This is a genomic window from Streptomyces sp. YIM 98790, from assembly GCF_011421595.1.
Classification (GTDB): Bacteria; Actinomycetota; Actinomycetes; order Streptomycetales; family Streptomycetaceae; genus Streptomyces.
Map to the genome: position 1 here is coordinate 1 of NZ_WTLH01000094.1, position 24,550 is coordinate 24,550.

Below are 24,550 nucleotides of genomic sequence, written 5' to 3' on the forward strand. Positions count from 1 at the left end.
GGCCGGGCGCCTCGGCGGCATGCATGCCCTCACCGCCGCGCTCGCCGTCGTCCTCCGCCGCGGCGTCCTCCGCCGCGGTGCGGGCGGGGGGCCCGGCGGCGCTGCCCGCGTCCCCGGAGCTGCCGGACGTGCCGGCGGCCTTGCCGCCGGGGACACCGGCCGCGTCGATGCGGTCGGCCTCGCTCGGGCTGACCTCGGCAATCTGGACCGCCCCGGCGGCCAGCGCCTCCACCCGCCGGTCCGGCGGGACGGCGGCGAAGACCAGCTTGTCGAGCAGTGCGGGATCGCCCCACCACTTCTTGTTCCGGGCCAGGGTGACCGCGCCCTTCCGGGCGTCCACCGATTCCAGTACGAACGGGCCTGCGGACACCGGGAGTTCCCGCTTCGCCCCTTCGTTGAAGTTCTTCGCCTTCCCGGTCACCGAGGAGGGATACAGCGGGGTGAACAGGGAGCGCCAGTCCGCGTACGGGCGGTCGAAGGTGACCTGCACCTCGTCCGGCTCCGGCCCGGCCTCCACGTTCTCGATCGTGTCGTAGCCGATGTTCCGCGCCGACCAGTACGCGGCGTTCTGCCCGTTCAGTGCCTTCCACTGGGCGATGAAGTCCTCGGCGCCGATCTTCCGGCCGTCGCTCCATTCCGCCTCGGGGTTCAGGGTGAAGACCACGGTCTGCTTCGGCTCCCGGGCGGTGATCTCCGCGGACCGGAGATAGTCCGGATTGAGCTGCGGACGGCCCTGTTCGTCCAGCACGAACAGCATCGGCAGCACCGCGCCCGCGATCAGGTCCGTGGTCCGGTCGGCTTCGTGCTGGAAGGAGTTGAGCGTGGCCGGCAGTGCGTCGACGGCCCAGGTCGCGGTTCCGCCGCTGCGCAGCGCCGACCGGTCCGCGTCGGCCACCGAGCGCAGCGGGACGGCGTCACCGTCACGCCCGCCGGTGCAGCCGGACAGCGCTGGGAGCAGCAGCAGCGCGCCGGCCGCCAGCAGGGCGGTGCCCCGCGAGAGCCCGCCGCGCCGCAGGGCGGTGCCGAGTGCCGACCATCCAGACATCCGCTCTTCCCTCCGGATTCCGCCGCCGGGCCCCCGCTGCCGCCCGGCTCTGCTCCGATTGACGGCTGATCACACCTATCCGGTAGCGAAGGGGAGAAATGCGCCGGAGGGACGGCGACACGGCGTGCGGCGGTGCGGACGCCACTCGAACGGCGGTGCGGAACCGGAGCCCCGCAGTCCGGGAAATCCGCGCGGCACTCTTCCCCTGGGTTGTGCGCTCGGTCACACTCTTAGGGTTCGGAAATCCGCCGCCACCACCAGGGCGAGGTGGTCCGTGATGTCCCTGCACGAAGAAATCCGCACGGCTGAGCGCAGCCTTGACGAACTCAAACGCTGTGCCGTGCGGCTGGAACGCGAGCTGGGCGACCGGCTCGATGTGCGCCGCATACGCAGCGACATCGAGCATCTGCGGCTGAGCCTGTCGATGCTCGCGGGCTCCGCCCCGGAGCAGCGCTCCGTGCCGGAGCCCGAGATGATCGTGGTCCCCGACACGCCGTACGACCGCAGGCTGTGGACCAGCGACGCGGACGACGAGGGTCTGGGGGTGCGCGACCACCACGCACCATGACCGGCGGGCAGGACACCGCAGCGGCCGGCCGGCGCCGGCAGCGGCCATCACGACGGGCTCCCCCGGCCCGCGCGAGTCCGGCCCGGGGGCGCGCGCCCCGCGCGCCCCCGGGGACCGGCATCCGGGTCACCCCGTCGCCGAAGCGCGGCGCTCCGGCGTTCCCCGCGGCCCCGCCCCCGCTCGGCTCCCTCCGGGCACCGGCCCGTTCCCGGGCCGGGACGGCTGCCCGTTCCGTTCCGCCCCCGTCCCTTCCCGTTCCCTTCCCGTTCCCCCGTTCCGCTTCCGAGTTGCTCCTTCCCGCCACCCCGGAGGTTTCCTTGGCCACCGTGCAGAGCCGTCCCGCGACCGGTGTCACCGGAGCGGGCCGGGCCGCCATCGAGGCCCGGCAGCTGCGCACCGACCGCTGGTGGCTGGCACCGACCCTGACCGTCGTGGTGCTGGCCGCCTTCGTGGTCTACGCGACCTGGCGGGCCTTCGCCAATGCGGACTACTACGCGGCGCCGTACGTCTCGCCCTTCTACTCGCCCTGCCTGTCCGAGAACTGCGTGGCCATGGAGGGCGGCCCGAACTGGGCGCTGTTCGGGGACTGGTGGACCCTCTCGCCCGCCCTGATCTTCCTCGCCCTGCCGCTGGGCTTCCGGCTGAGCTGCTACTACTACCGCAAGGCGTACTACCGGGGGTTCTGGGCCGCGCCGCCCGCCTGCGCGGTGGCCGAGCCGCACAAGCGGTACACCGGGGAGACCCGCTTCCCGCTGGTCCTCAACAACATCCACCGGTACTTCTTCTACGCGGCACTGCCCATCGCCGTGATCCTGACCTACGACACCGTGCTCGGCTTCCGCAATGCCGCGTACGAGTGGGGGCACATGGGGCTGGGCACGCTGATCTTCCTGGTGAACATCGTGCTGGTGTGGGGGTACACCCTCTCCTGCCACTCCTGCCGGCACATCATGGGCGGCCGGCTCAAGCACTTCTCCGGCCACCCGGTGCGCTACCGGCTGTGGACCTGGACCAGCCGGCTGAACGGCCGCCACATGGAGCTGGCCTGGGCGTCGCTGTTCAGCCTGGCGCTGGCCGACCTCTACGTCTATCTGCTGGCCACCGGCGTGTTCGAGGATCCCGTGCTGTTCTGAGAGACCCAGAGCCGGGACCCGGCACGTCCGGCCGCCCGTCCGACCCCCCATCGCCCTCGTTCCGTCGAACCACCCGAGGAGTCGCAGACCCATGAGCACAGTCGAACGCCAGCGCTGGGACGTGGTGATCGTCGGTGCCGGCGGCGCCGGACTGCGTGCCGCCATCGAGGCACGCCGGCAGGGCCGCCGGGTCGCCGTGGTCTGCAAATCCCTGCTCGGCAAGGCGCACACCGTGATGGCCGAGGGCGGCATCGCCGCCAGCATGGGCAATGTGAACGCCCGCGACAACTGGCAGGTCCACTTCCGCGACACCATGCGCGGCGGCAAGTTCCTCAACCACTGGCGGATGGCCGAACTGCACGCCAGGGAGGCCCCGGAGCGGGTGTGGGAGCTGGAGACCTGGGGCGCGCTGTTCGACCGCACCACGGACGGCCGGATCTCGCAGCGCAACTTCGGCGGCCACGAGTATCCGCGGCTCGCCCACGTCGGGGACCGCACCGGGCTGGAGATGATCCGCACCCTCCAGCAGAAGCTGGTGGCCCTTCAGCAGCAGGACCACAAGGAGACCGGCGACTACGAGTCCGGGCTGAAGGTCTACCAGGAGTGCACGGTCACCCGGGTGCTCACCGACGCGTCCGGCCGGGTGGCCGGCGTGTTCGGCTACGAGCGCGAGTCCGGCCGGTTCTTCGTGCTCCGGGCCCCGGCGGTGGTGCTGGCCACCGGCGGCATCGGCAAGGCGTTCCGGGTGACCTCCAACTCCTGGGAGTACACCGGGGACGGCCACTCGCTGGCGCTGCTGGCCGGCGCCTCGCTGATCAACATGGAGTTCGTGCAGTTCCATCCCACGGGCATGGTCTGGCCGCCCTCGGTGAAGGGCATCCTGGTCACCGAGTCGGTGCGGGGCGACGGCGGGGTGCTGCGCAACAGCGAGGGCCAGCGCTTCATGTTCGACTACATCCCCGAGGTGTTCAAGGCGCAGTACGCGCAGGACGAGGCCGAGGCGGACCGCTGGTACACCGATCCGGCCGGCGCCCGCCGCCCGCCCGAACTGCTGCCCCGGGACGAGGTGGCCCGTGCCATCAACGCCGAGGTCAAGGCCGGCCGCGGTTCCCCGCACGGCGGGGTCTTCCTGGACGTCTCCTCCCGGCTGTCCGCCGAGGAGATCCGGCGGCGGCTGCCGTCGATGCACCACCAGTTCAAGGAGCTGGCCGATGTGGACATCACCGCCGAGCCGATGGAGGTCGGTCCCACCTGCCACTACGTGATGGGCGGGGTGGAGGTCGATCCGGACACCGCCGCCGCGGTCGGCGTGCCGGGCCTCTACGCGGCCGGCGAGGTGGCCGGCGGCATGCACGGCTCCAACCGGCTGGGCGGCAATTCCCTCTCCGACCTGCTGGTCTTCGGGCGGCGCGCCGGGCTGCACGCGGCCGAGTACGCGGCCGGTCTCGGCCCGGCGGATCTGCCGGACATCGCCGAGGAGGCGGTGCAGGCGGCCCGCGCCGAGGCGCTGCGCCCGTTCGGCGGCCCCGTGGACACGGCCGCGCCGGCGGGGACGGAAACGGACGGGGCGGACGCGGCGGACGGGGCGGACGGGGCGGAGAACCCGTACACGCTGCACCAGGAGCTTCAGCAGATCATGAACGACCTGGTCGGCATCATCCGCCGGGAGGGCGAGATGACCGAGGCGCTGCGGCGGCTGGGCGAGCTGAACGCCCGCGCGCGCCGCATGGCCGTGGAGGGCCACCGGCAGTACAACCCCGGCTGGCACCTGGCGCTGGACCTGCGCAACATGCTGCTGGTCGGCGAGTGCGTGGCCCGGTCCGCACGGGAACGGACCGAGTCCCGCGGCGGCCATACCCGCGACGACCATCCGCGAATGGACCCGGAGTGGCGGCGGGTACTGCTGCGCTGCGCTCTCGCGGACGGCGGCGACGGGGTGGCCGGCGCGATCCGGGTGTCACGGCATGCCGTGCCGCCGATGCGCGCCGATCTGGTGGCCCTCTTCGAGAAGGAGGAGCTGGCCAAGTATCTGACCGGTGAGGAGCTGTCGGAGGTGCTGAGCGGGGGCACCGGAGGGGCACCGGGGCGGGCACCGGAGGCGGACGAGGCGACACAAGGAGCGGACGAGTGACCACAGCGGCGAGGGACAGCGGCGGAACGGGCAGCGGCACGGACGGGGACGGCACGGACGGCGGCCGCACGCCGGCGGTCGGCTACCGGGTACGGCTGCGGGTGTGGCGGGGGGACGCCGAGGGCGGCGGCCTGGCCGAGTTCACCGTGGAGGCGCAGGAGGGCGAGGTGGTGCTGGACGTCATCCACCGGCTCCAGGCCACCCAGGCCCCGGATCTGGCGGTGCGCTGGAACTGCAAGGCCGGCAAGTGCGGCTCGTGCAGCGCCGAGATCAACGGGCGGCCCCGGCTGATGTGCATGACCCGGATGTCCGCGCTGCCGCGCGACGAGCCCGTCACCGTGACCCCGATGCGCACCTTCCCGGTGATCCGCGATCTGGTCACGGACGTGGGCTTCAACTACGGCAAGGCCCGGGAGGTGCCCGCGTTCGCGCCGCCGGAGGGGCTGCAGGCCGGCGAGTACCGGATGGCGCAGCAGGACGTGGCGCGCTCGCAGGAGTTCCGCAAGTGCATCGAGTGCTTCCTGTGCCAGGACGTCTGTCACGTGGTCCGGGACCATGACGACAACAAGCCCGCGTTCGCCGGGCCGCGGTTCCTGATGCGGATCGCCGAGCTGGACATGCACCCGCTGGACGCCGCCGCCGAGCAGGGCGTGGACCGCCAGGCGACCGCGCAGGACGAGCACGGACTGGGCTACTGCAACATCACCAAGTGCTGCACGGAGGTCTGCCCGGAGAACATCCACATCACCGACAACGCCCTGATCCCCATGAAGGAGCGGGTGGCGGACCGCAGGTACGACCCGCTGGTCTGGCTGGGCCGCACCATCCGGCGCCGCCGCGGCTGACGATCAGAGTTCACCCAGCGGTTTCCGGCGGGAAACCCTGGGCGGTCCGGCCGCGGGCATGCTGTGCGCGACCCGCCCTCCGTCCGCTTCACCATGCACCCTCACCACGACACACCATGACACTCAGTGTCGTGATTCACCGCAACTACGGGTTGGCTGTGGCCAGTTCCCGACTTGTCCCCCGTGCGCTCGGTGAGGTCGTGGCGTAGGGTCTGGCATATGCGCACAGGGGGTGAGGAATGAACAACCGCAACCCGCGGCCGTGGCAGGTGGTCCGCCAGGACCAGAACGGCAACCGCTACCGGATAGGTCACTGCGCCACGCGTGCGGAAGCGCAGCGCCTGATCCGGCGCCTGGAGGCGGCTGCCGGAGCCCGCCCCGCAGGGTGGGGGCGCTATCTGGTGGAGCGCGTCGAGCAACGGAACAGCACACTCCGCTGACCCCGTGCACAATCGGGTATATCGGAGCAATCAGGTATAAAACGGACGAAGCCTGATTCTCCGGGATCCAGTGATCCGCCCGATCCGGCCCCCCGGGGCCCTGACAGGGGACGTGGACAGTGTGAGCGGGAGTGCCGAGCAAGCCCCGGGCCCCACGGCCGAGGCCGCGGCGGCACGGCGTGCCGTCGGCGCAGCCCGCGCCGCGGCGCCCCGGTCGGCCCAGCCTCCGGACCCGGCGGCCCGCGGGGCCGGTCCCCCGCCCCTGCCCGAGTCCCTGCTGGACGTCCTGCGGGTGGGCATCGTGATGATCGACGCCCACGGCCGGATCGTGCTCTGGAGCCCCACCACCACCGAGATCCTCGGCTGGCCCGACAGCCTGGTCATCGGGCGTCACCTCAGTGACTTCTTCCCCGAGGGCCACGACCCCGGGGGCGTCGCCATCTACCGCGCCCTGCTGCGCCGCGGCTTCTGGCGCGGCATCCTCCCGCTGCGCCACATGGAGGGCGTCACCGTCGAGCTGGAGGGCCGGGCCACCCTGCTGCGCGATCCGGACCGCACCCCCTTCATTCTCGCCAACCTCGTGGAGACCAGCCGGATCCGCGCCATCGAACAGGACCTGGCGGCCCTGGACAGCCTGTTCGCCACCTCCCCGCTGGGCATCGCCCTGTTCGACACCGATCTGCGCTATCTGCGGATCAACGACGCCCTGTCCCGGCTCAGCGGCGTCCACCCCGACGACGTGGCCGGCAAGACCGTGCTGGACGTGCTGCCGGACCACATGGCGCGCGAGATCTACGAGATCCAGCGGCAGGTGCTGCGCACCGGCCGGTCGGTGATCGACCTGGTGATGCCCTCCCCCGACCGGACCGGCGCCCGCTCCCTCTCCTTCGGCCGGCTCACCGACCGCGGCGGCCGGACGCTGGGCGTCGGCTGCACCGTCATCGACATCACCGAGCGGCGGGAGGCCCTGGAGAAGATCGAGCACGCCCGGCAGCGGCTCTCCCTGCTCGACGACGTCGGGCTCGCCCTGGCCGACCTGCTGGACGTGCGCCGCATCTCCGAGGTGCTGGCCCAGGTGCTGGTGCCGCGGTTCGCCGACTACTCCGGGGTGATGCTGCTGGACGAGGTGATCAGCGGCGGCGAGCTGCCCTCCCGGCAGCGCCTGGCCGCCACCACCCTGCGGCAGACCGGCGTGGCCGCCAAACAGTTCACCCCCGCGGTGGAGCGGATGCTGCGCTCCGGCCAGGACGTCGAGTTCGGGACCGAGTCGATCTTCCGCCGGGTGCTGCTCAGCGGCTTCCCGTACCTGGTCGGCTCCGAGCGCGAGCTGCGCGAGACCACCTACCGCGACGACCCCAAGGTCCAGGCCGCCATCGAGCTGGGCATCCACTCGCTGATGGTGCTGCCGCTGCGCGCCCGGGGCACCGTGCTGGGCCTGCTGGTGATCAGCAGGTCCGGACGGCGCGCCCCGTTCAACGGGGAGGACCTGGCCCTGGCCGGGGAGGTGGCGGCGCGCGCCTCGGTCTCCCTGGACAACGCCCGGCTCTACGCCCGGGAACGGGAGAGCGCGGTGATGCTCCAGCGCAGCCTGCTGCCGCAGCGGGTGCCCGCGCCGCCCGGCGTGCAGGTCGGCTACCGCTATGTGCCGGCCGCCACGGGGGCGGAGGCGGGCGGCGACTGGTTCGACGTCATCCCGCTCGGCGACGGCCGGGTCGCCTTCGTGATCGGCGACGTCATCGGGCACGGGCTGAACGCCGCCGCCACCATGGGGCGGCTGCGCACCGCGGTGCGCACCCTGGCCGGCATGGGGCTGCCGCCCGCCGCGCTGCTGCGCCACCTCAACGAACTCGGCGACGACCTGGCGCCCGCGCCGGACGAGCTGCTGATGGCCACCTGCATCTACGCCATCTACGACCCGGCGGAGCGGAGCTGCGTGCTGGCCAACGCGGGGCATCTGCCGCCGCTGCTGCTCACCCGGGGTCCGCACACCGGGCTGTGGCGGGCCCGGGCCGTGCACCTGCCGGAGGGCATGCCGCTCGGGCTGGAGGACGCCCGGTTCGAGGAACGGCGCATCGACGTGCCGGACGGAGCGATCCTGGTCCTCTACACCGACGGGCTGATCGAGCGGCGCGGCGCGGACATCACCGACGGGCTGGAACAGATGCGCACGGTGCTCGGCCGCACCACCGGGGACGTCCCGCCGCTGGAGGAGCTCTGCGACCGCGTGCTGTCCGCACTGGCCCCGGGCGGGGGCGACCCCGCTCCGCAGCCCGCCGGCACCACCCGCGGACGGGCCGCGGCCATGCCCGCCCCCGCCCCGCCGGAGCAGGGCGCGGAGGACGACATCGCGCTGCTGGCCGCCCGGCTGGGCGGGCTGCCGGGCCAGACCTCCGCCTCCTGGAGCTTTCCGGCCCGCAATGCCTCGGCGTACCGGGCGCGCAGCCTGGTCCGGCGCACGCTGCGCGACTGGGGGCTGGAGCAGCTCACCGAACCGGCGGTGCTGGTGGTGAGCGAGCTGGTCACCAACGCGGTGCGGCACGCCCGCGGCCCGGTGGGGGTACGGCTGGTCCGCGGGGCCAGGCTGCTGGTGGAGGTCTCCGACTCGCTGCCCGACCCCCCGCAGGCGCGGGACGCCGCACCGGACGACGAGGGCGGCCGCGGCCTGGCGCTGGTCGCCCGCACCGCCCAGCGCTGGGGCACCCGCCGCGAGCCCCACGGCAAGACCATCTGGCTGGAACTCCCTCTTCCCCCGGCCGCCTGACCCCACCGGACCGGTCACCGGGACGGCACCACAGGCGGGAAGCGCCCGGCACGCGGGCCGGCGGCGGACGCGCCGCCGGGGTCAGCGGACGGGGAGGTGGTAGGCGATGCGGTAGCGGTCGGCCGGGACGACGATGTCCGCCGTCTCCACGGGCATGCCGCCGGAGCGGAACGTGCGGGTGATCACGATCACCGGGTGCCCGGGCTGGCCGCCCAGGACCGAGGCCTCCGACGCCAGCGCCGGCCGGGCCCACACCTCTTCCTGGACGTTGTCCACCACCACGTCGATGGCGGCCATCCGCTCCACCACCCCGCGCCCGCCGAGCGGCCCCTCCTCCGGCAGCATCACCGGCGTCCGGCCGGTGAGCCGCAGCGGCTCCCAGGAGGTGGAGAGCATCACCGGCTCCCCGCCGGTGCGGAACACGTACCGCGTGCACATCACCGCCTCGTCCCCCTCCAGCCCCAGCCGCTCGGCGATGAGCGGGGAGGCCGACTGGCGCTCGCTGTGCGCCTCCCAGGTGCCGCACTGCCGCTCGTCGGCCTGCTCCTGCCGGAACGGCGTCGGCTCGCCCAGCGTGCGGTAGGCGCTGCGGAACACCCGCAGCGGCACCGGCCGCTCCCGCACGTAGGTGCCGGAGCCGGAGCGGCCCTCCACCAGTCCTTCCGCCATCAGCACCTTGCGGGCCTCCAGGGCCACGGTGTCGGAGACGCCGTACCGGGCCCGGATGCCGGCCTGGGACGGGAGCTTGGCGTTGGGCGGCAGCGTGCCATCGGCGATCTGCTGCCGTAGATCATCAGCGATGCGGAGATACGCGGGCTGGTCGCCGAACGGCACGAGGCCCTCCCAGGGCTGCTCCCATGCATGCTCCCATGCACGAATGACAAACAGCAACAGCTTGACAACACTACGTGGTCAATGGCAAGAAGTGGCCACTGCTTGACACACTGTTCCTGCCGTCCGCACATGCCACCGGAAACGCATCGCCCCAGCTCGGAGCGGCAGTCCCGGGCGTGACGCGGCCCGCACGCGCGGAACGCGCGGAACGAGCGGAACGCGCGGGCCGCCGCTCACACCAGACGACGGCCCGCGCGGTCTTGGGGGCCGGCCCCGTCCCGGCTACGGCCCGGTCACCACCTGGAGCAGCTTGTTCGGCGACTGCCGCCCATGGCCGTCCAGCCTGCCCTTGGCGGAGGCCTCGTCCAGCGCCGCGGCCACCTCGGCCGGGGTGGCCTCCGGGTGGTCGGCGAGATGCAGCGCCGCCGCTCCCGTCACGTGCGGCGCGGCCATGGAGGTCCCGGAGATGGTGTTGGTGGCGGTCGGCGAACCCACCCAGGCGGAGGTGATCGAGCTGCCCGGGGCGAACAGGTCCACCGCCGCGCCGAAGTTGGAGAAGGCCGAGCGCCGGTCCGAGGGGGTGGAGGCCCCGACCGTGATGGCCTCCGCCACCCGGCCCGGCGAGGTGCCCGCCGCGGGCTCGTTCTCGTTGCCGGCCGCGACCACGAAGGTGACCCCGGCGTCGATGGCGGCCCGCACGGCCTCGTCCAGCGCCGGGTTGGGCTCCCCGCCCAGGCTGAGATTGGCGACCGACGGTCCGGAGGCGTTCCGGGTGACCCAGTCCATGCCGGCCACCACCGAGGCGGTGGTGCCGTTGCCCGCGTCGTCCAGCACCTTCACCGAGACGATGTCGGCGTTCTTGGCCACGCCGAAGTCCGCGCCGCCGGCCGTGGCGGCCACATGGGTGCCATGGCCCTGGCGGTCCGAGCCGTCGCCGCCGAAGGCGTCGAAGCCGAAGACCGCCCGGCCCTCGAAGTCCTCGTGCCGGTAGTTGATCCCGGTGTCCAGCACGTACACCGTGACGCCCTCGCCGCCGTGGTCGGGATAGCTGAACGTCCGGTCCAGGGGCAGGTCGGGCTGGTCGATCCGGTCCAGCCCCCAGGAGGGCGGGTCGGTCTGGGTGGCGGTGATCCGCACCGCCTCGTTCTGCACCACCCCGGCCACCGACGGGTCCGCGGCCAGCCTGCGCGCCTCCTCCTCGGTGGCCTCCACCGCGAGGCCGTTCAGGGCGTGCCGGTAGACCGCGTCGATCTCGGCGCCGTACTCCTCGGCCAGTCTCTCGGCCTCGGCCGAGCCCGCCCGCACGGCGGTCTCCTTCAGGGTGACGATGTAGCTGCCGGCTATGGCGTGGGGGGCACCGGCGTTGACGATGTCACCTTCCGGAGCGGATGCGGGTGCGGTGGCCGCGGTGGCCGGGAGGGTGTTCCCGGCCCCGAGGAGCACTGCCGCGGCGGTGGCCGCGACGGTGGCACCGCGCCGCCACGAGGGGCGGGTCACTGCCATCGGTGTTCCTCCTGACGGTTCGTTGTGCGGGGGAGCGTCCCGGACACGCCAAACCGGAGGAGGTTCCTCCGATTTGGCGTGCACAGGACACCCTTTGAATGATTCGTGCAGCCAACGGAAAACGGCAAGGGCGCAAGACGGCGTTGGGGGAACAGCCACGGCATCCACACAGCCCCCCGCGGTTTTCACGCCCCCCACGAGACCTCCACACCGGCGCACACCACGCCTCATCCGGCCCGGGAATGAACTCCGGGCACACCCGCCGCACGGCCGGCCGCGTTCGCCCGTGCGACGGCGCTGAGAGGCGCGTTCCCGGGGCGGCGCGTTCAATGGAGGGGTGGGCGCTGCTGCCGATGGGAGCGGAGCCGGCCGCAGGGTGTCGCGGTCGGCCGAGGTCGTGCTGGACGCCGACGGCACGGTCCTGGCCTGCACCGCCCCGGCCATCGAGCTGCTGGGCCGGCCCCTGCCGGAGATCCGCGGACGGCCGGTCGGGGAGTTCTTCGCCGACCCGGCCCTGTGGGCCCGGCTGGCCGACAACGCCCCGGACTCCGCCCAGGCCGTGCTGCGCCGCCCGCAGCGCGGCTCGCTCGACGCCTCGGTCAGCGTGGCACCGCTGTTCGGCGCGGACGCGGACGGCCGGCCACGGCTGCTGGTACGGATCGCGCCCGCCGCGGGCGGCGAGATCCGGGACGAGTTCGGCCTGCGCGTGGCCCTGGACAGCCGTGGCTCGGGCGTCCTGGTCTCCGACCCGCGGGTCCAGCAGCGCCTGGACCTGCTGCACGCGGCCGCGGTGCGGATCGGCAGCTCGCTCGACATCACGGAGAACGCCCGGGAGCTGGTCGGCCTGCTGGTGCCGGTCTTCGCCGACCTGGGGTCGGTCGACCTGACCGAGGCGGTGCTGGCGGGCGAGGAGCCCGGCGACTACGTGGCCGGCACCCCGCAGCGCCGGATCGCGGTGGCCTCGTGCCGGGGCGGCTGGCCCGGAGACATCCACCAGCTCGGCGAGACCTTCACCCTGGACGAGACCGAGAGCGCCCATATGCGCCGCGGCGGAGCCGGCATCCTGCCGGATCTCGCCCCGCTCCGCGCCGAGCTGGGCGGCACCCCGCGGGCCCGTCTGGTCCTCACCCGGGAGGCGACATCCTTCCTGGTCATGCCGCTCCAGGCGCGCGGCGCGGTGCTGGGCGCGCTGGCCCTGTGGCGGTCCGGCGACCGCGCGCCCTTCGACCAGGACGACGCCGAGCTCACCGAGCAGATCGGCTCCCGGCTGGCCCTCGGCCTGGACAACGCCCGCCGCTACTCCCGCGAGCGCCGCACCGCCGAGGCGCTGCAGCGCAGCCTGCTGCCCCGGCCCGGCGTGGCGGTCACCGCGGCCGAGACCTCCGGCGTGTACGCCCCGGCGGCCTCCGCGGCCGGCACCGGGGGAAGCTGGTACGACGTGATCCCGCTGTCCTCGGCCCGGGTCGCCTTCGTGGTGGGCAAGGTCGCCGGACGCGGGGTGCACGCGGCGGGCGCCACCGGGCGGCTGCGCTCGGCCGTGCAGACCCTGGCCGATCTGGACCCGCCGCCCGACGAACTGCTCAGCCATCTCAACGACCTGGTGGTGCGCTTCGGCGAGGACCGGGAGCAGCGCGATTCCGGGGACGACGCCGCCTCACTGCTCCGCGCCACCTGCCTGTACGCCGTCTACGACCCGGTGAGCCGCCGGTGCCTGATCGCCAGCGCCGGGCACCCCTCGCCGGTGCTGGCCCGCGCCGGGGAGGAAACCGGCGCCGATGTGGTGAAGCTGCACACCGGGCCGCCGCTGGGCACCGCCGGCGAGCCGTTCGAGCCGGTGGAGCTGCGACTGGCCCGCGGCGATGTGCTGGCCTTCCACTCCGGCGGTCCGGCCGGACGCAACTGGGACACCGACCGTGACCTGGGCCTGCTCGGCCGCGGGGCCCAGCGCGCCGCGGCCGGGCCGGCCGCACAGCCGCTCGGCACCATCACCCGCGACATCCTGGCCAGCCTGGGCAGCGAGCCGCGCGAGCACGACCTGACCGTGCTGCTGGCCCGGCTGGGCGAGATCCCCGCGGACGCCACCGTCGCCTGGGAGCTGCCCGCCGATCCCAGCCTGGTGGCCGACATCCGCTCCCGCGTCTCCGCCCAGATGACGGCCTGGGGACTCCCCGACATGGTCTTCGCCACCGAGCTGATCGTCAGCGAACTGGTCACCAACGCCATCCGCTACGCCGGCGGACCGGTCGGCATCCGCCTGATCAAGGACCAGCGGCTGATCTGCGAGGTCTCCGACCCCAGCCAGACCCAGCCCCACCTGCGCCGCGCCCGCCTCTCCGACGAGGGCGGACGCGGCCTGTTCCTGGTCGCCCAGCTCGCCCACCGCTGGGGCAGCCGCTACACCCCCACCGGCAAGACCATCTGGACCGAACAGGACATGCCCGCGGGCTGAGCCGGGCGCAGAGTGCGACGGCGACGGCCCGGCCGGCACGCTCCGGCGCACGATCGAATGCCTCAACAAGGCCGCTGACCTTCTGGAGGTCTACCGCGAACGCTTCCCGATCGGGCACGTTCACCTGGCCTGGCTCGGCGATCACGTAGAGGGCTTCCAGTCGCAGGGCGGATCGAATGTCCGACGTACGCCGCTGACGCTCACCGAGCAGATCCGGCTGACCAGGCGCGTCATGCTGCACGGCGCGCTGACCTTCGCACCGCTCGCACAGCGGCTGTGCTTCGTCCCGGACACCGATGAGCTGACCGTCGTCGTGGACTGCTCCGGGACCGTCGTGGCGCACGCGCACGGGCACCAGTGGCGGCCGGGCAAGCACTTCGAGTGGTGGAAGGGCCAGGCATTCAACAAGGCGAGCGCTCTGCACCAGGCCGATGTACTGCTCGCTGGTCACCTGCACCACGAGTTCGTGGACACGGACGGCCCGCGCACGTTCATCCAGCCCCCGGCCATGGAGAGCGAATCGACGTGGTGGCGGCACGCGAAGGGCACGACCGGGGCGCCGGGCCTGGTGGTCGCCGTGACCAAGAACGGCGAAGTGCCGGTGAAGGAGGTGGTCCGATGAGTCTGCGTCTCACTGACTTCGACGCGTCCGAGGTCGTCGCGGCAGCCGACTGGTCCGTTCACGCCGAACCGCAGGTCGCGAGCGTCGCACAGGCGGTCGCCCGCGCCTTCGCCCGAGACTACGGGCTGACGCTGGAGTACGAAGACGCCTACCAGGAGGCCGTGATCGTCGTGGCCGAGCGGGCTGCCTACGTTCGGCAGATCCTCGCCGACGCGGGGGCCGGCCTTCTGCACCGCTGGCTGTCCCAGCGCCTACGGGACCGCTGGCTGACGGAGGCGAAGCACCGCACACGTCTCCTACGCGGCCGCCCGGCACAAGGCGGAGAGGAGTGGCCTGTGACGGCCTACGACCGGCGACTCATCAAGCACCTACTCCCGGCGGTGTGGGACCAGGAAGCGGCGTACGGCATCCGCAACCCGACAGCCCCGGACGCCGACATGCCGAAGAGCACGGTCGACCCGAAGGCCGCGGGCATTCTGTTCGCCCACCTCGCCGACATCCGGCGGGGCTGGGCGACCGCCCCGCTCACCCCCGCCGAACGCCAGGCCCTCGTTCTCCGCTACGGCGCGGACCTGCCGGACGAAGAGGCGGGCGCGTTGCAAGGAGTGACGGGCAGGGCAACCCGGTACCGGTGCGAGCGGGGCATCGGGAAGATCGCGGCGCATTTGAACGGACACAGCTACGTGGACGGGTACGAGGAACTGGACGACGCGGCGGCGCGACCGCAGACGTGGGCCGAGTGACCGGCGTACTACAAATCCGCATGAACAAGCCATTCTGACGCGAAGTACGCCTCGCTCCCTTGACCCGGCACAACCGCTCGAGAAGCGTCGCAACGCAAGAACCCGCAACCGACTTGGAACGGGAGGGCACCATGGCCCTAGAGTTCGTGGGAATCGACCCGGAGACCACCGGAGGCGGCTCGCCGACCGTGTGGGTGGAGGAAGAGACGGCCGACCTCGTCCTCCAGGGCGAGGAGGCCGACAAGCTGCTGAAGGCCCAGGTGAGCGAGACGGAGTGGGTCGCCGGACACGACACGGGAATTCCCGCGCATGAGACGGTGATCCGCATCCCCGCCCGCATGGTGCCAATTCTGAGGGAGGCGTGTGATGTCGCAGAACGGCGTGCCGGACTTCGCTGAGCTACTGCGGTCCGCCCAGAGCACCGCCGTCCACCTGGAGATGCGCGACGTCTACAGCGTCGGCGACGAGAAGGACAGCTTCGAGGCGTTCCTGCGGACCGGTCGGACCGACCTCGACCCCGATTCGCCGTTCTGGCAAGGCTGGACCCCTCTGGTGCGCGAAACCGTCGCCAGGGGCGTCCAGATGCGCCGGGCCCGGATCGTCTCCGAGCCGGTGACCGATTACATCCGGTGGGAGCACGCCCTGACGGCGGTCAACGTCGCCGTTGGTGAGCAGGTCCGCTGGCTCCCCCGCCGTCTCGCCTCCGACATCGCCCTTCCCGGAAACGACCTGTGGCTGATCGACGACCGACGGGTGATGTTCCACTGGTTCACCGGGGACGGCGACTGGGCAGGACATGAGTTCAACGAAGACCCCGACGTGGTGAAGATGGTCGTCGCCGCGTTCGAGGCTGTGTGGGAACGCGGCATCGACCACGAGAAGTTCACCGTCTGACCCCGCGTTCCGACCCATGCCCGCCTCCCCCTCGTCCAGCGCCCAGGCGGCGCGTGAAGCCCTCGCGAAGCGCTTGCAGCACCTTCGTCAGGACGCCGGCCTCACCGGGAAGGAGCTCTCCTCCCGGTGCGGCTGGCATCCGGCGAAGACGACCCGCATCCAAAAGGGCGAGGCCGCACCCTCCGACGCGGACATCAGAGCCTGGTGCGCGGCCTGTGGAGCGGAGGACCAGACAGAGGATCTGATCGCCACAGCGCGGGCGGTCGACTCCATGTATGTGGAGTGGCGGCGCATCCACAAGAACGGCATGCGCAAGGTCCAGGAGGACTTCTACACCCTCCACGAGCAAGCGGCCGTATGCCGCGTGTACTGCTCCAACGCCGTTCCCGGGTTCTTCCAGACCGCCGACTTCGCCACCGCCCTCATGCAGTCGATCACCGACTTCCAGGGAACCCCCAACGACGTCGCCGAGGCCGTCACCGCCCGCCTCGCCCGTAGTCGGTTCCTGTACGAGGGAGGCCACCGCTTCGTCGTGCTGTTGGAGGAGTGGGTTCTGCGCTCGCGGATCGGCGACCGGGAGACGATGGCAAACCAGCTCCGGCACCTGCTTGACGTCCTGCCACTGCCCTCGGTCTCGCTCGGTGTCATCCCCTTCACTGCCCAGCGCGTCATCTGGCCCCTGGAGGCGTTCTACGTCTTCGACGACACCCATGCTGTGGTGGAGACCTTGACCGCCGAGATCAACATCAGGCAACCGCGCGAAATCGCGGACTACCGCAAGGCGTTCGCCGAACTCGCGAAGATGGCCGTCTACGGCGACCACGCTCGCGCCCTCATCAACTCGGCGATCAGCGCCCTCAGATGACGTTCCGCAATAACCCGCAATTTCGTTGAGCCCGATCTCACGTTCTTCGTACGGTCGTTGACGTCGCCGGAAGACCAGACTCCCCGTGTCGGCGGCAGTTGAGGAGAGGCCCAGCCCTACGCCCCGTAGCCGGGCTGGGCCGTCCCATCGGAGGGATGACCCCGTGACGACGACCGCCGCCAGACCCGCCTCGATCGGCGCACCCGGCTACAGCGAGACGATGCCGTGCGAGCCGGAATCCGCACGCCGTGCGCGCCTGCTCATCAGTGCCGCCCTCAACACCTGGGGTACAGGCAACCTGGTGGACACGGCCATGCTGGTCGTCTCCGAACTCGTCGGCAACTCCGCCCAGCACACCCCGTGCCGTCTGCTCCGGGTCACCGTCAGCCGGCCCGGACCAAACCGCGTGAAGGTCGCGGTAACCGACAAATCACGAACAGTCCCTGACATGGCCAGCCCCGCCGACGACGCCGAAGAAGGGCGCGGCCTGTTCCTCGTTGACGTGCTGAGCGTCCGGTGGGGCTACGACCGGCACCGCTGGGGCAAGACGGTCTGGTCGGAGCTGGAGGTCCCCACATGCTGACCCTCCGGCTGCTTCCCGAAGAAGAACTGGACGGCGACCCGGCGCAGTGCGTCGAGCTGGCGGTGCCCCGACGTGGTGGTGACACGATCACTGTGACGCCCCTGCGTCTGACGCCCTCCGACCTCGTCCGGCTGCGGACCGAGGCCGACCTGGCATTGGGCGAGATCCGTGCGGAAGTCCTCCGCGCCGAGGCTACGTGGCGTCAGCTCCTCGGCCGCTGGTTCGAGGAGGGCCGGGCAGCCGTCGGCTCACTCACCCCTGACGTGGCGCTCCTCACCCGCGTCCTGGAGGGCCTGCGCACCTCCCTGTAACCCACAGGCTCCCGGCCGACGACCGAAGGACAGCACCGGCCGGGAACGGCGCCGGGGACTTCCCCCGAGGTACCCCGGCGCCATGCACAGCACAGCTCCATCAGATGAGCCCGGCCGGACACGGCCGGGAGAACCGAAGAGGAAGGAGCACGAGGTGGCAGAGAGCACGACACCGCCGCCGGCCCCGAGTGGCCTCCTGGTGGCGGTAGAGGAACTGACCGCCGTCCACGACCGGTACGACAGCCTCCGGTCCGACAACGCCGGGAGTTCCGGCGATGCCCCGTGGCCGGGCGGTGACGGCAACCTGACCGACATCGAGTAGCACCAGGCGGCGGGGGTTCGCGCGGTTCGCCGTGCGGGCCCCCGCCACAGCTGCGTCACGTGGTCGAACTCATGAGGAGGCAGTGATGGAACACCAGTTGATCAACGCCATCGAGACGGCGCTCGGGTGGAACGGAGTGGATGAGCTCGGCAAGAGCTTCGTGCGGGGAAGCATCGACGACCCCGCCCTCGTCTCCCGCATCCTGACCCCGAACCGCTTGCTCGACATCGCCATGCGCAGGAGCCTGAACCGCCCGCAGTTCCGGTGCTTCCAGAAGGGCGAGGAAGTCCACCCGGCCATCTACTACACCGACACCGTCAGCCCCCGGGGCCAGAGCATCCCCATGGTCAACATGCGCAGCCTGGGCAGGCTGCTGGGGGAAGGCGCGACGCTCATCCTCGACCAGGTCAATGTCTTCGACCCGACGATGGAAGTCGCCTGCCGGGCATTGCAGTGGTGGTCCCACGAGCGGGTGCAGGTCAACGCGTATCTGACGACGAACGACGCCGCGGGCTTCCCGCTGCACTGGGACGACCACGACGTCGTGATCATCCAGCTCGCTGGCGAGAAGGAGTGGGAGGTACGCGGAACCTCCCGCGAAGTCCCCATGTACCGCGATTCCGACCCCAACAACACTCCGACCGAAGAAATCGTCTGGGCCGGCGTCATGAAGTCCGGCGACGTGATGCACATCCCCCGAGGCCACTGGCACCAGGCGACCCGCAACGGCCACGGATCGGGGAAGAGCCTGCACGTCACGTTCGGGATCACCAAGCGCACGGGAGCGAGCTGGCTCGCATGGCTGGGCGACTGGTGCCGAGAGCACGAGATCTTCCGGCACGACCTGGATCGCGCGCACGGGAGCGGCACTCAGGCCCTGACCGAGGCAGCCGTCCGGCTGATCGGCGAGCGCTCTCCGGCCGACTTCCTTGCCGCGTACGAACAGGCGACGGCGCTCCCCCGGCACGTCCCGTTCCTCGACATCCTGGGGCCGCTCGACGCCGTGGCGTGCACCACCCACTTCCCGCCCCAGATCCGCGAGAACGGCGAGACCGTCGACGTCGTGGCCTCGGGGAAGAAGCTCACCTTCACGGCCAAGGCCGTGCCCGCGCTGCGTCTGCTGCTGAGTGGCAAGCCGGTTCCGTTGGACCAGGCCGCGGCCGTCGTCGGGGCCGAAGTCGCGGAGGCGGCCGAGATCCTCGTGAAGGAGGAGATGTGCGCGACTCTGACCCCCGAGTTGTCCTCGGGCTACACCGGTCTCGTCACGAACGCCGTCTCCTGACCGGAGCGCTCGACCTCGGCGTCACGGCGATCGACACCAGCGCCAACTACCTCGGCTTCCGCTCTCATGAGGTCCTTGCACGGATCGCCAGCGATCTGCTGCCGAAGTTCACGCTCTCCACGAAGGTGGGCTACTTCCCGAGGGCGGACCGGGCGGAACACTCCCTGGACCCCACTCGGCTGTACGGGGCCGTGGAACAGGCGGCCCGGAACCTCGGACGAGAGCCGGACGTGGTGTTCCTGCACAACCCGGAACACTCGCTCCAAGAGACCGCCCCGCATAACCGGGACGCCTTGTTCCAGGCGTGCGCCACCCTCGACGACGCCACAGCGAAGGGGCTGTGTGGGGCCTGGGGCATCGCGTCCTGGGACCCGTCCCTGCTGCCGGGCCTGATCGACGTGACCATGCCGAGGCCGTCCGTCCTCATGGTCCGCGCCGGCCTGCTGGTCGGGATCAGAACACTCGACACCGTGAACACCCTCGTCACGGCGTGGGGCATGAGCAACAGCACGATGTGGGGCATGAGCCCCTTCGGAGGCAGCACGGGCGCCCCCGTGTGGGACCGGATCGATCCCCGCGTCTTCCTCCGAGACCGCGCAGGACTCTCCCGCGTACAGGCGGCCTTCCGGGCCGCATATCGCCTCCCCCGGGTCGACACCGTTGCCGTGGGCACCGACGAGCCCGCCCATCTGGGCGAACTGATCGGCGCCCTGGTCGGCGAGGTCGACGAGCAGGCGATCCTCAAGTACCGGAGCCTGCTCCGAGAGCGGTCGCGCGCTCAGCCCGCCTGAAGCTCCGCGACGATCCGCTCCGCCATACAGCGCGCGGGCCCCAGCCGAGGGTCCTCAGGGTGCGCATCCGGCCCCAGGATCTTCGAGCACGTGAACAGCGTCATCAGCTTGCCGTCCCGACTCTCGAAGTCGCGGCGCCGCTCTTGCCATACGCGATCGGCCAGAGGCGGGACGGCAAGGGAGCTCCCCCACAGCGAAGCGGAGTCCAACCCGCATGGCGCGTTCCCCCAGTGCTCCCAATCGAAGAGGCAGAACGTGGGCGCCGTCATGTTGGCCCAGTTGAGATCCGCGTGGGCCGGCACCCACCGCTCAACGGTCGTGTCGAAGTCACCAGCGAATGCGCTGCGGATGGACTCGGTGACGAGGCCCTGCGTGACGGTGACCGTGTCCGGCGTGGCGACGCGCCTCGTGTCCTGAGCCGCAAGCGCGTCCAGTGACGCGCTGAACGCCTTCCACCACTCATCCGACAGCTTCGGGTCCTGGCTCAGCACGGCGGTGCCGATGGGCGCCCCCGGCAGGAGCTCCGTCTCGTCGGCACGCCACATCACCGGCTCGCTCGCGTCCCGCCAGACCACGCATCCCTGCCACGCAGGCTGAGCAATGCCCTTCAGTCGAGCAGCGCACTCGGTGCCGTTCCAGCCCTGGACGCCGATCTTGTCGAGCCCTCGCCTCTCGATACGTACCCACGTATCACGGTCCGTCCGCGCCCCGACCGAGCGGCGCTTCCGTACTACTGTGTCCCGGTCCAGGCGTGTCTGAAACGTCTGCTCCACGCGATCAAGAATCCCGTCAACGGGCTCAACCCGCAGGTCGACGGCACGAGCCGTAGATACCGAGAGCGTCATAGGCGGGACCGTAGCAGCGAACCGGCCCGGGCAGGCTCATGCGAGCCTCTCTGGTGTCCTCAGTCGGTGGTTCGTTGGCGGTTGTAGAGTCGCGGGATGCCGGGCCCGAAGCCGTTGTCATTGGAGTTGTCCGAGCGTGAGCCCCGCGTACTGCGAGGCTGGTTGCGCAAGCGGACGGCGTCTCAGGCCCTGGTGCTGCGCGCGAGGATCGTGCTGCCGTGCGCCGAGGGCCGCCCGAACTCGCAGGTCGCCCAGGAACTCGGCATTTCGCGGCAGACGGTGCGCAAGTGGCGGTCCAGATTCGCTGCCGACCGTCTTGAGGGGCTGGTCGACGCTCCGCGCTCCGGAGCCCCGCGCAGGATCACGGACGAGCAGGTGGAGTCCCTGGTCGCCCGGACTCTTGACCAGGCGCCACCTTCTGGGGATTCGCACTGGTCGACGCGGTCGATGGACCAGGCTGCGGGCATGTCGCAGTCGGCCGTCTCCCGGATCTGGCGGGCGTTCGGCCTCAAGCCGCACATCGTGCAGACATGGAAGCTGTCCACCGACCCGGCCTTCGTGACCAAGGTCCGTGACGTGGTCGGCATCTACCTGTCCCCGCCACAGAACGCCCTGGTCCTGGCGGTGGACGAGAAGTCGCAGATCCAGGCTCTGGACCGCACCCAACCGGTGCTGCCGCTGACACCGACGACGCCGGCGCGGATGACGCACGACTACGTCCGGCACGGCACCACCAGCCTGTTCGCCGCTCTGGACACCGCATCCGGCTCAGTCATCGCCCAGCACTACCGCCGCCACCGCCACCAGGAGTTCCTCCGCTTCCTCAAGACCATCGACGCCGCCGTCCCCAAGGACCTGGACCTGCACCTGGTCCTGGACAACTACGCCACCGACAAGACCGAAGCGGTCAAGAAGTGGCTACTGCGACACCCCCGCTTCCACCTGCACTTCACCCCCACCTCCGCCTCCTGGCTCAACCTCGTCGAGCGCTGGTTCGCCGAGCTGACCTGCCGCAAACTCCGCCGCTCCGCCCACCGCAGCGTCGTCGAGCTGGAACGGGACATCCGCGGCTGGATCAACGAGTGGAACAAGAACCCCAAGCCGTTCGTGTGGACCAAGACCGCAGACGAGATCCTCGAAACCCTCGCCGCATACTGCACACGAACTAACGACTCAGGACACTAGCCTGGTGCGAACAGCTCAACCAGCTACCGGATCACCTCCGCGGGAACCTCCAATGGAACTACGTCCTACTCGGCGAAACCATCGTGCGTGAATGGAAGGCGAAGAACGTTCGGGCCAGCGAGCTTCTTGACTACGCGCGTCTGCGGCGTACAGATCAGCCGGCACAGGAGAGGATGTTCTGACAAGGCTCTCTGCATGCCGACCAACCTGGTTGTCTGGTGATCATGCCGGGGTCGGTGCGTAGCGACAGGGCCTCTGGTAGCTGCGTGAGCCGATCCGAGCACCGGGGCCCTGCTATCGCTTGTGTACGCGCGCGCTTGTGCGTCCACACCGCATCTCTCCCCATGTAGCACCGACCAACCCGCTCCACAGGTTCAAGAGCCCATCAACGAAAAGCCAGCACCAAACCAGCACGGGACGGGTGCAGTGGGGTGATGAGCGGTGCTTCCAGGTCAGCGCCAAGTCGGCACGGGCGTGAAAAGGGGGTCTATCCCCGGAGAGTCAGACCCCCCCTGGCCTGCATGTTTGCCAGATCAGTCAAGCCATGCTATGTGACCCGCTACACATTGAACCGGAATTCGACGACGTCGCTGTCGCGCATCACGTAGTCCTTGCCCTCCATGCGGGCCTTGCCGCGGGCGCGGGCCTCGGCGACGGAGCCGGCCTCGACCAGGTCGTCGAAGGAGATGACCTCGGCCTTGATGAAGCCCTTCTGGAAGTCGGTGTGGATCACCCCGGCGGCCTCGGGCGCGGTGGCGCCCCTCCTGATGGTCCAGGCGCGGGATTCCTTGGGGCCGGCGGTGAGATACGTCTGCAGGCCCAGGGTCTCGAAGCCGGCCCGGGCCAGGGTGGACAGGCCGGGCTCCTCCTGGCCGACGGACCGGAGCAGCTCCATGGCGTCCTCGTCGTCCAGCTCGGCCAGTTCGGACTCCAGCTTGGCGTTGAGGAACACCGCCTCGGCCGGGGCGACCAGGGCGCGGGCCTCCTCCTTGAAGGGCTCGTCGGTCAGCTCGTCCTCGTCCACGTTGAAGACGTAGAGGAACGGCTTGACGGTGAGCAGGTGCAGCTCGCGCAGCGGCTCGGCGGCCTCGGCCCCCTGGCGGATACCCGCGGAGAACAGGGTCCGGCCCTCTTCGAGGATGGCCTGCGCCTCCTGGACGGCCTTGAGGAAGGGCTGGCGGTCCTTCTTGACCCGGGCCTCCTTCTCCAGCCGGGGCAGGACCTTCTCGATGGTCTGGAGATCGGCCAGGATCAGCTCGGTGTCGATGGTCTCGATGTCCTCCTTGGGCGAGACCCGGCCCTCCACGTGGACCACGTTCTCGTCCTTGAAGGCGCGGATGACCTGGCAGATGGCGTCCGACTCGCGGATGTGGTGGAGGAACTTGTTGCCCAGGCCCTCGCCCTCGCTCGCGCCCCGCACGATGCCGGCGATGTCCACGAAGTTCACCGTGGCGGGCAGGACGCGCTCGGAGTGGAAGATCTCCGCCAGCCGGGCCAGCCGCGGGTCCGGGACGCCGACCACGCCGATGTTGGGCTCGATGGTGGCGAACGGGTAATTGGCCGCCAGCACGTCGTTCTTGGTCAGGGCGTTGAAAAGGGTCGACTTGCCGACATTCGGCAGGCCGACGATTCCGATCGTGAGCGACACGTGGGACTTCCCGGAGGGCTCGGGGGACGACGGGCGACGCCCCATTCTACGGTCTGGCCCGGCCGGGCCCGGAGCGCCGTCGGTCCCGCCGGCCGTCTGCCCGGCGGCCCGCCGGCGGAGCCGGCAGGAACACCACCAGCAGGAACACAATAGGACGAACCAGGCGTGTCCTTGTGCGGGGTACGCCGCCGCGGGGTCGTACGTTGGGGGCGTGGAGCACAGTACGCGCACAACCCGTCACCCCCGGCCACGGCCGGTCGCCGTGCACGCGGGTGTGCCGCGCCCGGCGGCGCGGCCACCGGAGGTGCGTCCGCGCCCCGCCGTCGGACGCCGCAGACCGCCGGCGACCGGGACGCTGGCCCGCCTGGCCCGGCTCGCCCGGCCGTCCCGCATGCCCCGGCCCAGGCTCACCGGCCTGGGCTGCGGTGTGCTGGCCTCGGCCGCCATGGCCGCGGTGGGCTGGCTGAGCAAGCTCTCCGGCGGGGCGCCCGCGTTCTACGGAGTGATGTTCCTGGCCGTGAGCACGGCGGCGGCGCTCTGGGTGCGGCCGGCCGATCTGATCTGCGCCCCGGTGGCCGCGCCCCTCGCCTACGCGCTGGGCGTGCTGGCCACCGGCGAGGGCGCCGGGGTGGTGACCTATCTGGCGCTGCACGCGCCCTGGCTGTTCGCCGGCACCCTGCTGACGCTGGCCGTGGTCCTGGTGCGGGGGGTGCGCCGGGCCGCGGCCCGGCGGCGGCGCCGGCGGGCGCT

General features: G+C 71.3%; 24 protein-coding genes. 19 read left to right on the forward strand and 5 right to left on the reverse strand.

From position 1 onward, the window contains the following. A partial coding sequence (locus GQS09_RS16510) for an ABC transporter substrate-binding protein (protein ID WP_243761479.1) occupies window positions 1–1,045 on the reverse strand: 1,045 nt, incomplete at its 3' end. Window positions 1,046–1,322: 277 nt separating this feature from the next. Here GQS09_RS16510 and GQS09_RS16515 point away from each other — a divergent pair. The 6 genes from GQS09_RS16515 to GQS09_RS16540 all read left to right on the forward strand — a co-directional run bounded on the left by GQS09_RS16515 (window position 1,323) and on the right by GQS09_RS16540 (window position 8,923). Then, a complete protein-coding gene (locus tag GQS09_RS16515) occupies window positions 1,323–1,613 on the forward strand; it encodes a hypothetical protein (protein ID WP_165986895.1) in 291 nt (96 codons plus the stop codon). A gap of 317 nt (window positions 1,614–1,930) precedes the next feature. Then, window positions 1,931–2,746, forward strand: a complete 816-nt coding sequence (locus GQS09_RS16520) for a hypothetical protein (protein WP_165986897.1) — start codon at window positions 1,931–1,933, stop codon at window positions 2,744–2,746. A 91-nt stretch (window positions 2,747–2,837) separates the two neighbouring features. Beyond that, a complete protein-coding gene (locus tag GQS09_RS16525; RefSeq protein ID WP_165986899.1) occupies window positions 2,838–4,877 on the forward strand; it encodes a fumarate reductase/succinate dehydrogenase flavoprotein subunit in 2,040 nt (679 codons plus the stop codon). After that, window positions 4,874–5,722, forward strand: a complete 849-nt coding sequence (locus tag GQS09_RS16530; RefSeq protein WP_313896169.1) for a succinate dehydrogenase/fumarate reductase iron-sulfur subunit — start codon at window positions 4,874–4,876, stop codon at window positions 5,720–5,722. The genes GQS09_RS16525 and GQS09_RS16530 overlap by 4 nt, the downstream gene beginning before the upstream one ends. Before the next feature lie 239 nt (window positions 5,723–5,961). Further along, window positions 5,962–6,162, forward strand: coding sequence for an SPOR domain-containing protein (locus GQS09_RS16535; protein ID WP_093836865.1), 201 nt, complete (start codon window positions 5,962–5,964; stop codon window positions 6,160–6,162). Window positions 6,163–6,283: 121 nt separating this feature from the next. Next, a complete protein-coding gene (locus GQS09_RS16540; protein ID WP_313896170.1) occupies window positions 6,284–8,923 on the forward strand; it encodes a SpoIIE family protein phosphatase in 2,640 nt (879 codons plus the stop codon). 81 nt (window positions 8,924–9,004) lie between these two features. Here GQS09_RS16540 and GQS09_RS16545 read toward each other — a convergent pair whose 3' ends face one another. Then, the gene (locus GQS09_RS16545) at window positions 9,005–9,757 is read right to left on the reverse strand and encodes a GntR family transcriptional regulator (RefSeq protein WP_165986932.1); all 753 of its coding nucleotides are present in this window, start codon (window positions 9,755–9,757) and stop codon (window positions 9,005–9,007) included. A gap of 282 nt (window positions 9,758–10,039) precedes the next feature. Continuing rightward, entirely contained in the window at window positions 10,040–11,260 is a 1,221-nt protein-coding gene (locus GQS09_RS16550; RefSeq protein WP_165986901.1) for a S8 family peptidase, read from the reverse strand. Between the two features lie 376 nt (window positions 11,261–11,636). Here GQS09_RS16550 and GQS09_RS29585 point away from each other — a divergent pair, with 376 nt between their 5' ends. From GQS09_RS29585 to GQS09_RS16605, 11 genes are all read left to right on the forward strand, one after another. Beyond that, complete coding sequence (locus GQS09_RS29585; protein ID WP_165986903.1) at window positions 11,637–13,709, forward strand: SpoIIE family protein phosphatase; 2,073 nt, start codon at window positions 11,637–11,639, stop codon at window positions 13,707–13,709. Between the two features lie 232 nt (window positions 13,710–13,941). Then, window positions 13,942–14,331 (forward strand): hypothetical protein, encoded by a 390-nt coding sequence (locus tag GQS09_RS29590; RefSeq protein ID WP_243761480.1) that lies wholly within the window; start codon window positions 13,942–13,944, stop codon window positions 14,329–14,331. Further along, window positions 14,328–15,074, forward strand: coding sequence for a hypothetical protein (locus tag GQS09_RS28655; protein WP_207957919.1), 747 nt, complete (start codon window positions 14,328–14,330; stop codon window positions 15,072–15,074). Before GQS09_RS29590 ends, GQS09_RS28655 begins: the two co-directional genes overlap by 4 nt. A gap of 131 nt (window positions 15,075–15,205) precedes the next feature. Continuing rightward, window positions 15,206–15,472 carry a hypothetical protein gene (locus tag GQS09_RS16570; protein WP_093836852.1) on the forward strand — a complete coding sequence of 89 codons (267 nt, stop codon included), beginning with the start codon at window positions 15,206–15,208 and terminating at the stop codon, window positions 15,470–15,472. Continuing rightward, window positions 15,441–15,968, forward strand: a complete 528-nt coding sequence (locus GQS09_RS16575) for a DUF6879 family protein (protein WP_165986905.1) — start codon at window positions 15,441–15,443, stop codon at window positions 15,966–15,968. The genes GQS09_RS16570 and GQS09_RS16575 overlap by 32 nt, the downstream gene beginning before the upstream one ends. 16 nt (window positions 15,969–15,984) lie before the next feature. Next, window positions 15,985–16,833: a helix-turn-helix transcriptional regulator gene (locus tag GQS09_RS16580; protein WP_165986907.1), complete on the forward strand. Its 849-nt coding sequence runs from the start codon at window positions 15,985–15,987 to the stop codon at window positions 16,831–16,833. Window positions 16,834–16,996: 163 nt separating this feature from the next. Continuing rightward, window positions 16,997–17,416, forward strand: coding sequence for an ATP-binding protein (locus tag GQS09_RS16585; protein WP_165986909.1), 420 nt, complete (start codon window positions 16,997–16,999; stop codon window positions 17,414–17,416). Further along, window positions 17,410–17,727 carry a hypothetical protein gene (locus tag GQS09_RS16590; RefSeq protein WP_165986911.1) on the forward strand — a complete coding sequence of 106 codons (318 nt, stop codon included), beginning with the start codon at window positions 17,410–17,412 and terminating at the stop codon, window positions 17,725–17,727. The genes GQS09_RS16585 and GQS09_RS16590 overlap by 7 nt, the downstream gene beginning before the upstream one ends. A 154-nt stretch (window positions 17,728–17,881) precedes the next feature. Continuing rightward, window positions 17,882–18,049: a hypothetical protein gene (locus GQS09_RS16595; protein ID WP_165986914.1), complete on the forward strand. Its 168-nt coding sequence runs from the start codon at window positions 17,882–17,884 to the stop codon at window positions 18,047–18,049. Window positions 18,050–18,134: 85 nt separating this feature from the next. Beyond that, the gene (locus GQS09_RS16600; RefSeq protein ID WP_165986916.1) at window positions 18,135–19,331 is read left to right on the forward strand and encodes a JmjC domain-containing protein; all 1,197 of its coding nucleotides are present in this window, start codon (window positions 18,135–18,137) and stop codon (window positions 19,329–19,331) included. Beyond that, a complete protein-coding gene (locus tag GQS09_RS16605; protein ID WP_165986918.1) occupies window positions 19,265–20,122 on the forward strand; it encodes an aldo/keto reductase in 858 nt (285 codons plus the stop codon). Before GQS09_RS16600 ends, GQS09_RS16605 begins: the two co-directional genes overlap by 67 nt. On the opposite strand, the gene GQS09_RS16610 is transcribed toward GQS09_RS16605, so the two are convergent. Beyond that, window positions 20,110–20,967, reverse strand: coding sequence for a hypothetical protein (locus tag GQS09_RS16610; RefSeq protein ID WP_165986920.1), 858 nt, complete (start codon window positions 20,965–20,967; stop codon window positions 20,110–20,112). The two genes, GQS09_RS16605 and GQS09_RS16610, sit on opposite strands and share 13 nt — an antisense overlap. A gap of 96 nt (window positions 20,968–21,063) precedes the next feature. On the opposite strand from GQS09_RS16610, the gene GQS09_RS16615 reads away from it, so the two are divergent. Then, a complete protein-coding gene (locus tag GQS09_RS16615) occupies window positions 21,064–22,152 on the forward strand; it encodes an IS630 family transposase (protein WP_165986923.1) in 1,089 nt (362 codons plus the stop codon). Between the two features lie 559 nt (window positions 22,153–22,711). Here the strand turns inward: GQS09_RS16615 and ychF are convergent. Continuing rightward, on the reverse strand, window positions 22,712–23,800 hold the full coding sequence (ychF, locus tag GQS09_RS16620) for a redox-regulated ATPase YchF (protein ID WP_165986925.1): 1,089 nt from the start codon (window positions 23,798–23,800) through the stop codon (window positions 22,712–22,714). A 304-nt stretch (window positions 23,801–24,104) separates the two neighbouring features. Between ychF and GQS09_RS16625 the strand changes: the two genes are divergently transcribed. After that, the coding region (locus GQS09_RS16625) for a DUF6542 domain-containing protein (RefSeq protein WP_165986927.1) at window positions 24,105–24,550 on the forward strand (446 nt) is incomplete at its 3' end.

Coding starts and splice junctions, on each gene's coding strand:
- GQS09_RS16515 (WP_165986895.1), top strand. CDS start 1,323: ATGTCCCTGCACGAAGAAATCCGCACGGCTGAGCGCAGCCTTGACGAA.
- GQS09_RS16525 (WP_165986899.1), top strand. CDS start 2,838: ATGAGCACAGTCGAACGCCAGCGCTGGGACGTGGTGATCGTCGGTGCC.
- GQS09_RS16535 (WP_093836865.1), top strand. CDS start 5,962: ATGAACAACCGCAACCCGCGGCCGTGGCAGGTGGTCCGCCAGGACCAG.
- GQS09_RS16550 (WP_165986901.1), bottom strand. CDS start 11,260: ATGGCAGTGACCCGCCCCTCGTGGCGGCGCGGTGCCACCGTCGCGGCC.
- GQS09_RS29590 (WP_243761480.1), top strand. CDS start 13,942: ATGCTGCACGGCGCGCTGACCTTCGCACCGCTCGCACAGCGGCTGTGC.
- GQS09_RS28655 (WP_207957919.1), top strand. CDS start 14,328: ATGAGTCTGCGTCTCACTGACTTCGACGCGTCCGAGGTCGTCGCGGCA.
- GQS09_RS16570 (WP_093836852.1), top strand. CDS start 15,206: ATGGCCCTAGAGTTCGTGGGAATCGACCCGGAGACCACCGGAGGCGGC.
- GQS09_RS16575 (WP_165986905.1), top strand. CDS start 15,441: ATGTCGCAGAACGGCGTGCCGGACTTCGCTGAGCTACTGCGGTCCGCC.
- GQS09_RS16580 (WP_165986907.1), top strand. CDS start 15,985: ATGCCCGCCTCCCCCTCGTCCAGCGCCCAGGCGGCGCGTGAAGCCCTC.
- GQS09_RS16590 (WP_165986911.1), top strand. CDS start 17,410: ATGCTGACCCTCCGGCTGCTTCCCGAAGAAGAACTGGACGGCGACCCG.
- GQS09_RS16600 (WP_165986916.1), top strand. CDS start 18,135: ATGGAACACCAGTTGATCAACGCCATCGAGACGGCGCTCGGGTGGAAC.
- GQS09_RS16610 (WP_165986920.1), bottom strand. CDS start 20,967: ATGACGCTCTCGGTATCTACGGCTCGTGCCGTCGACCTGCGGGTTGAG.
- GQS09_RS16615 (WP_165986923.1), top strand. CDS start 21,064: ATGCCGGGCCCGAAGCCGTTGTCATTGGAGTTGTCCGAGCGTGAGCCC.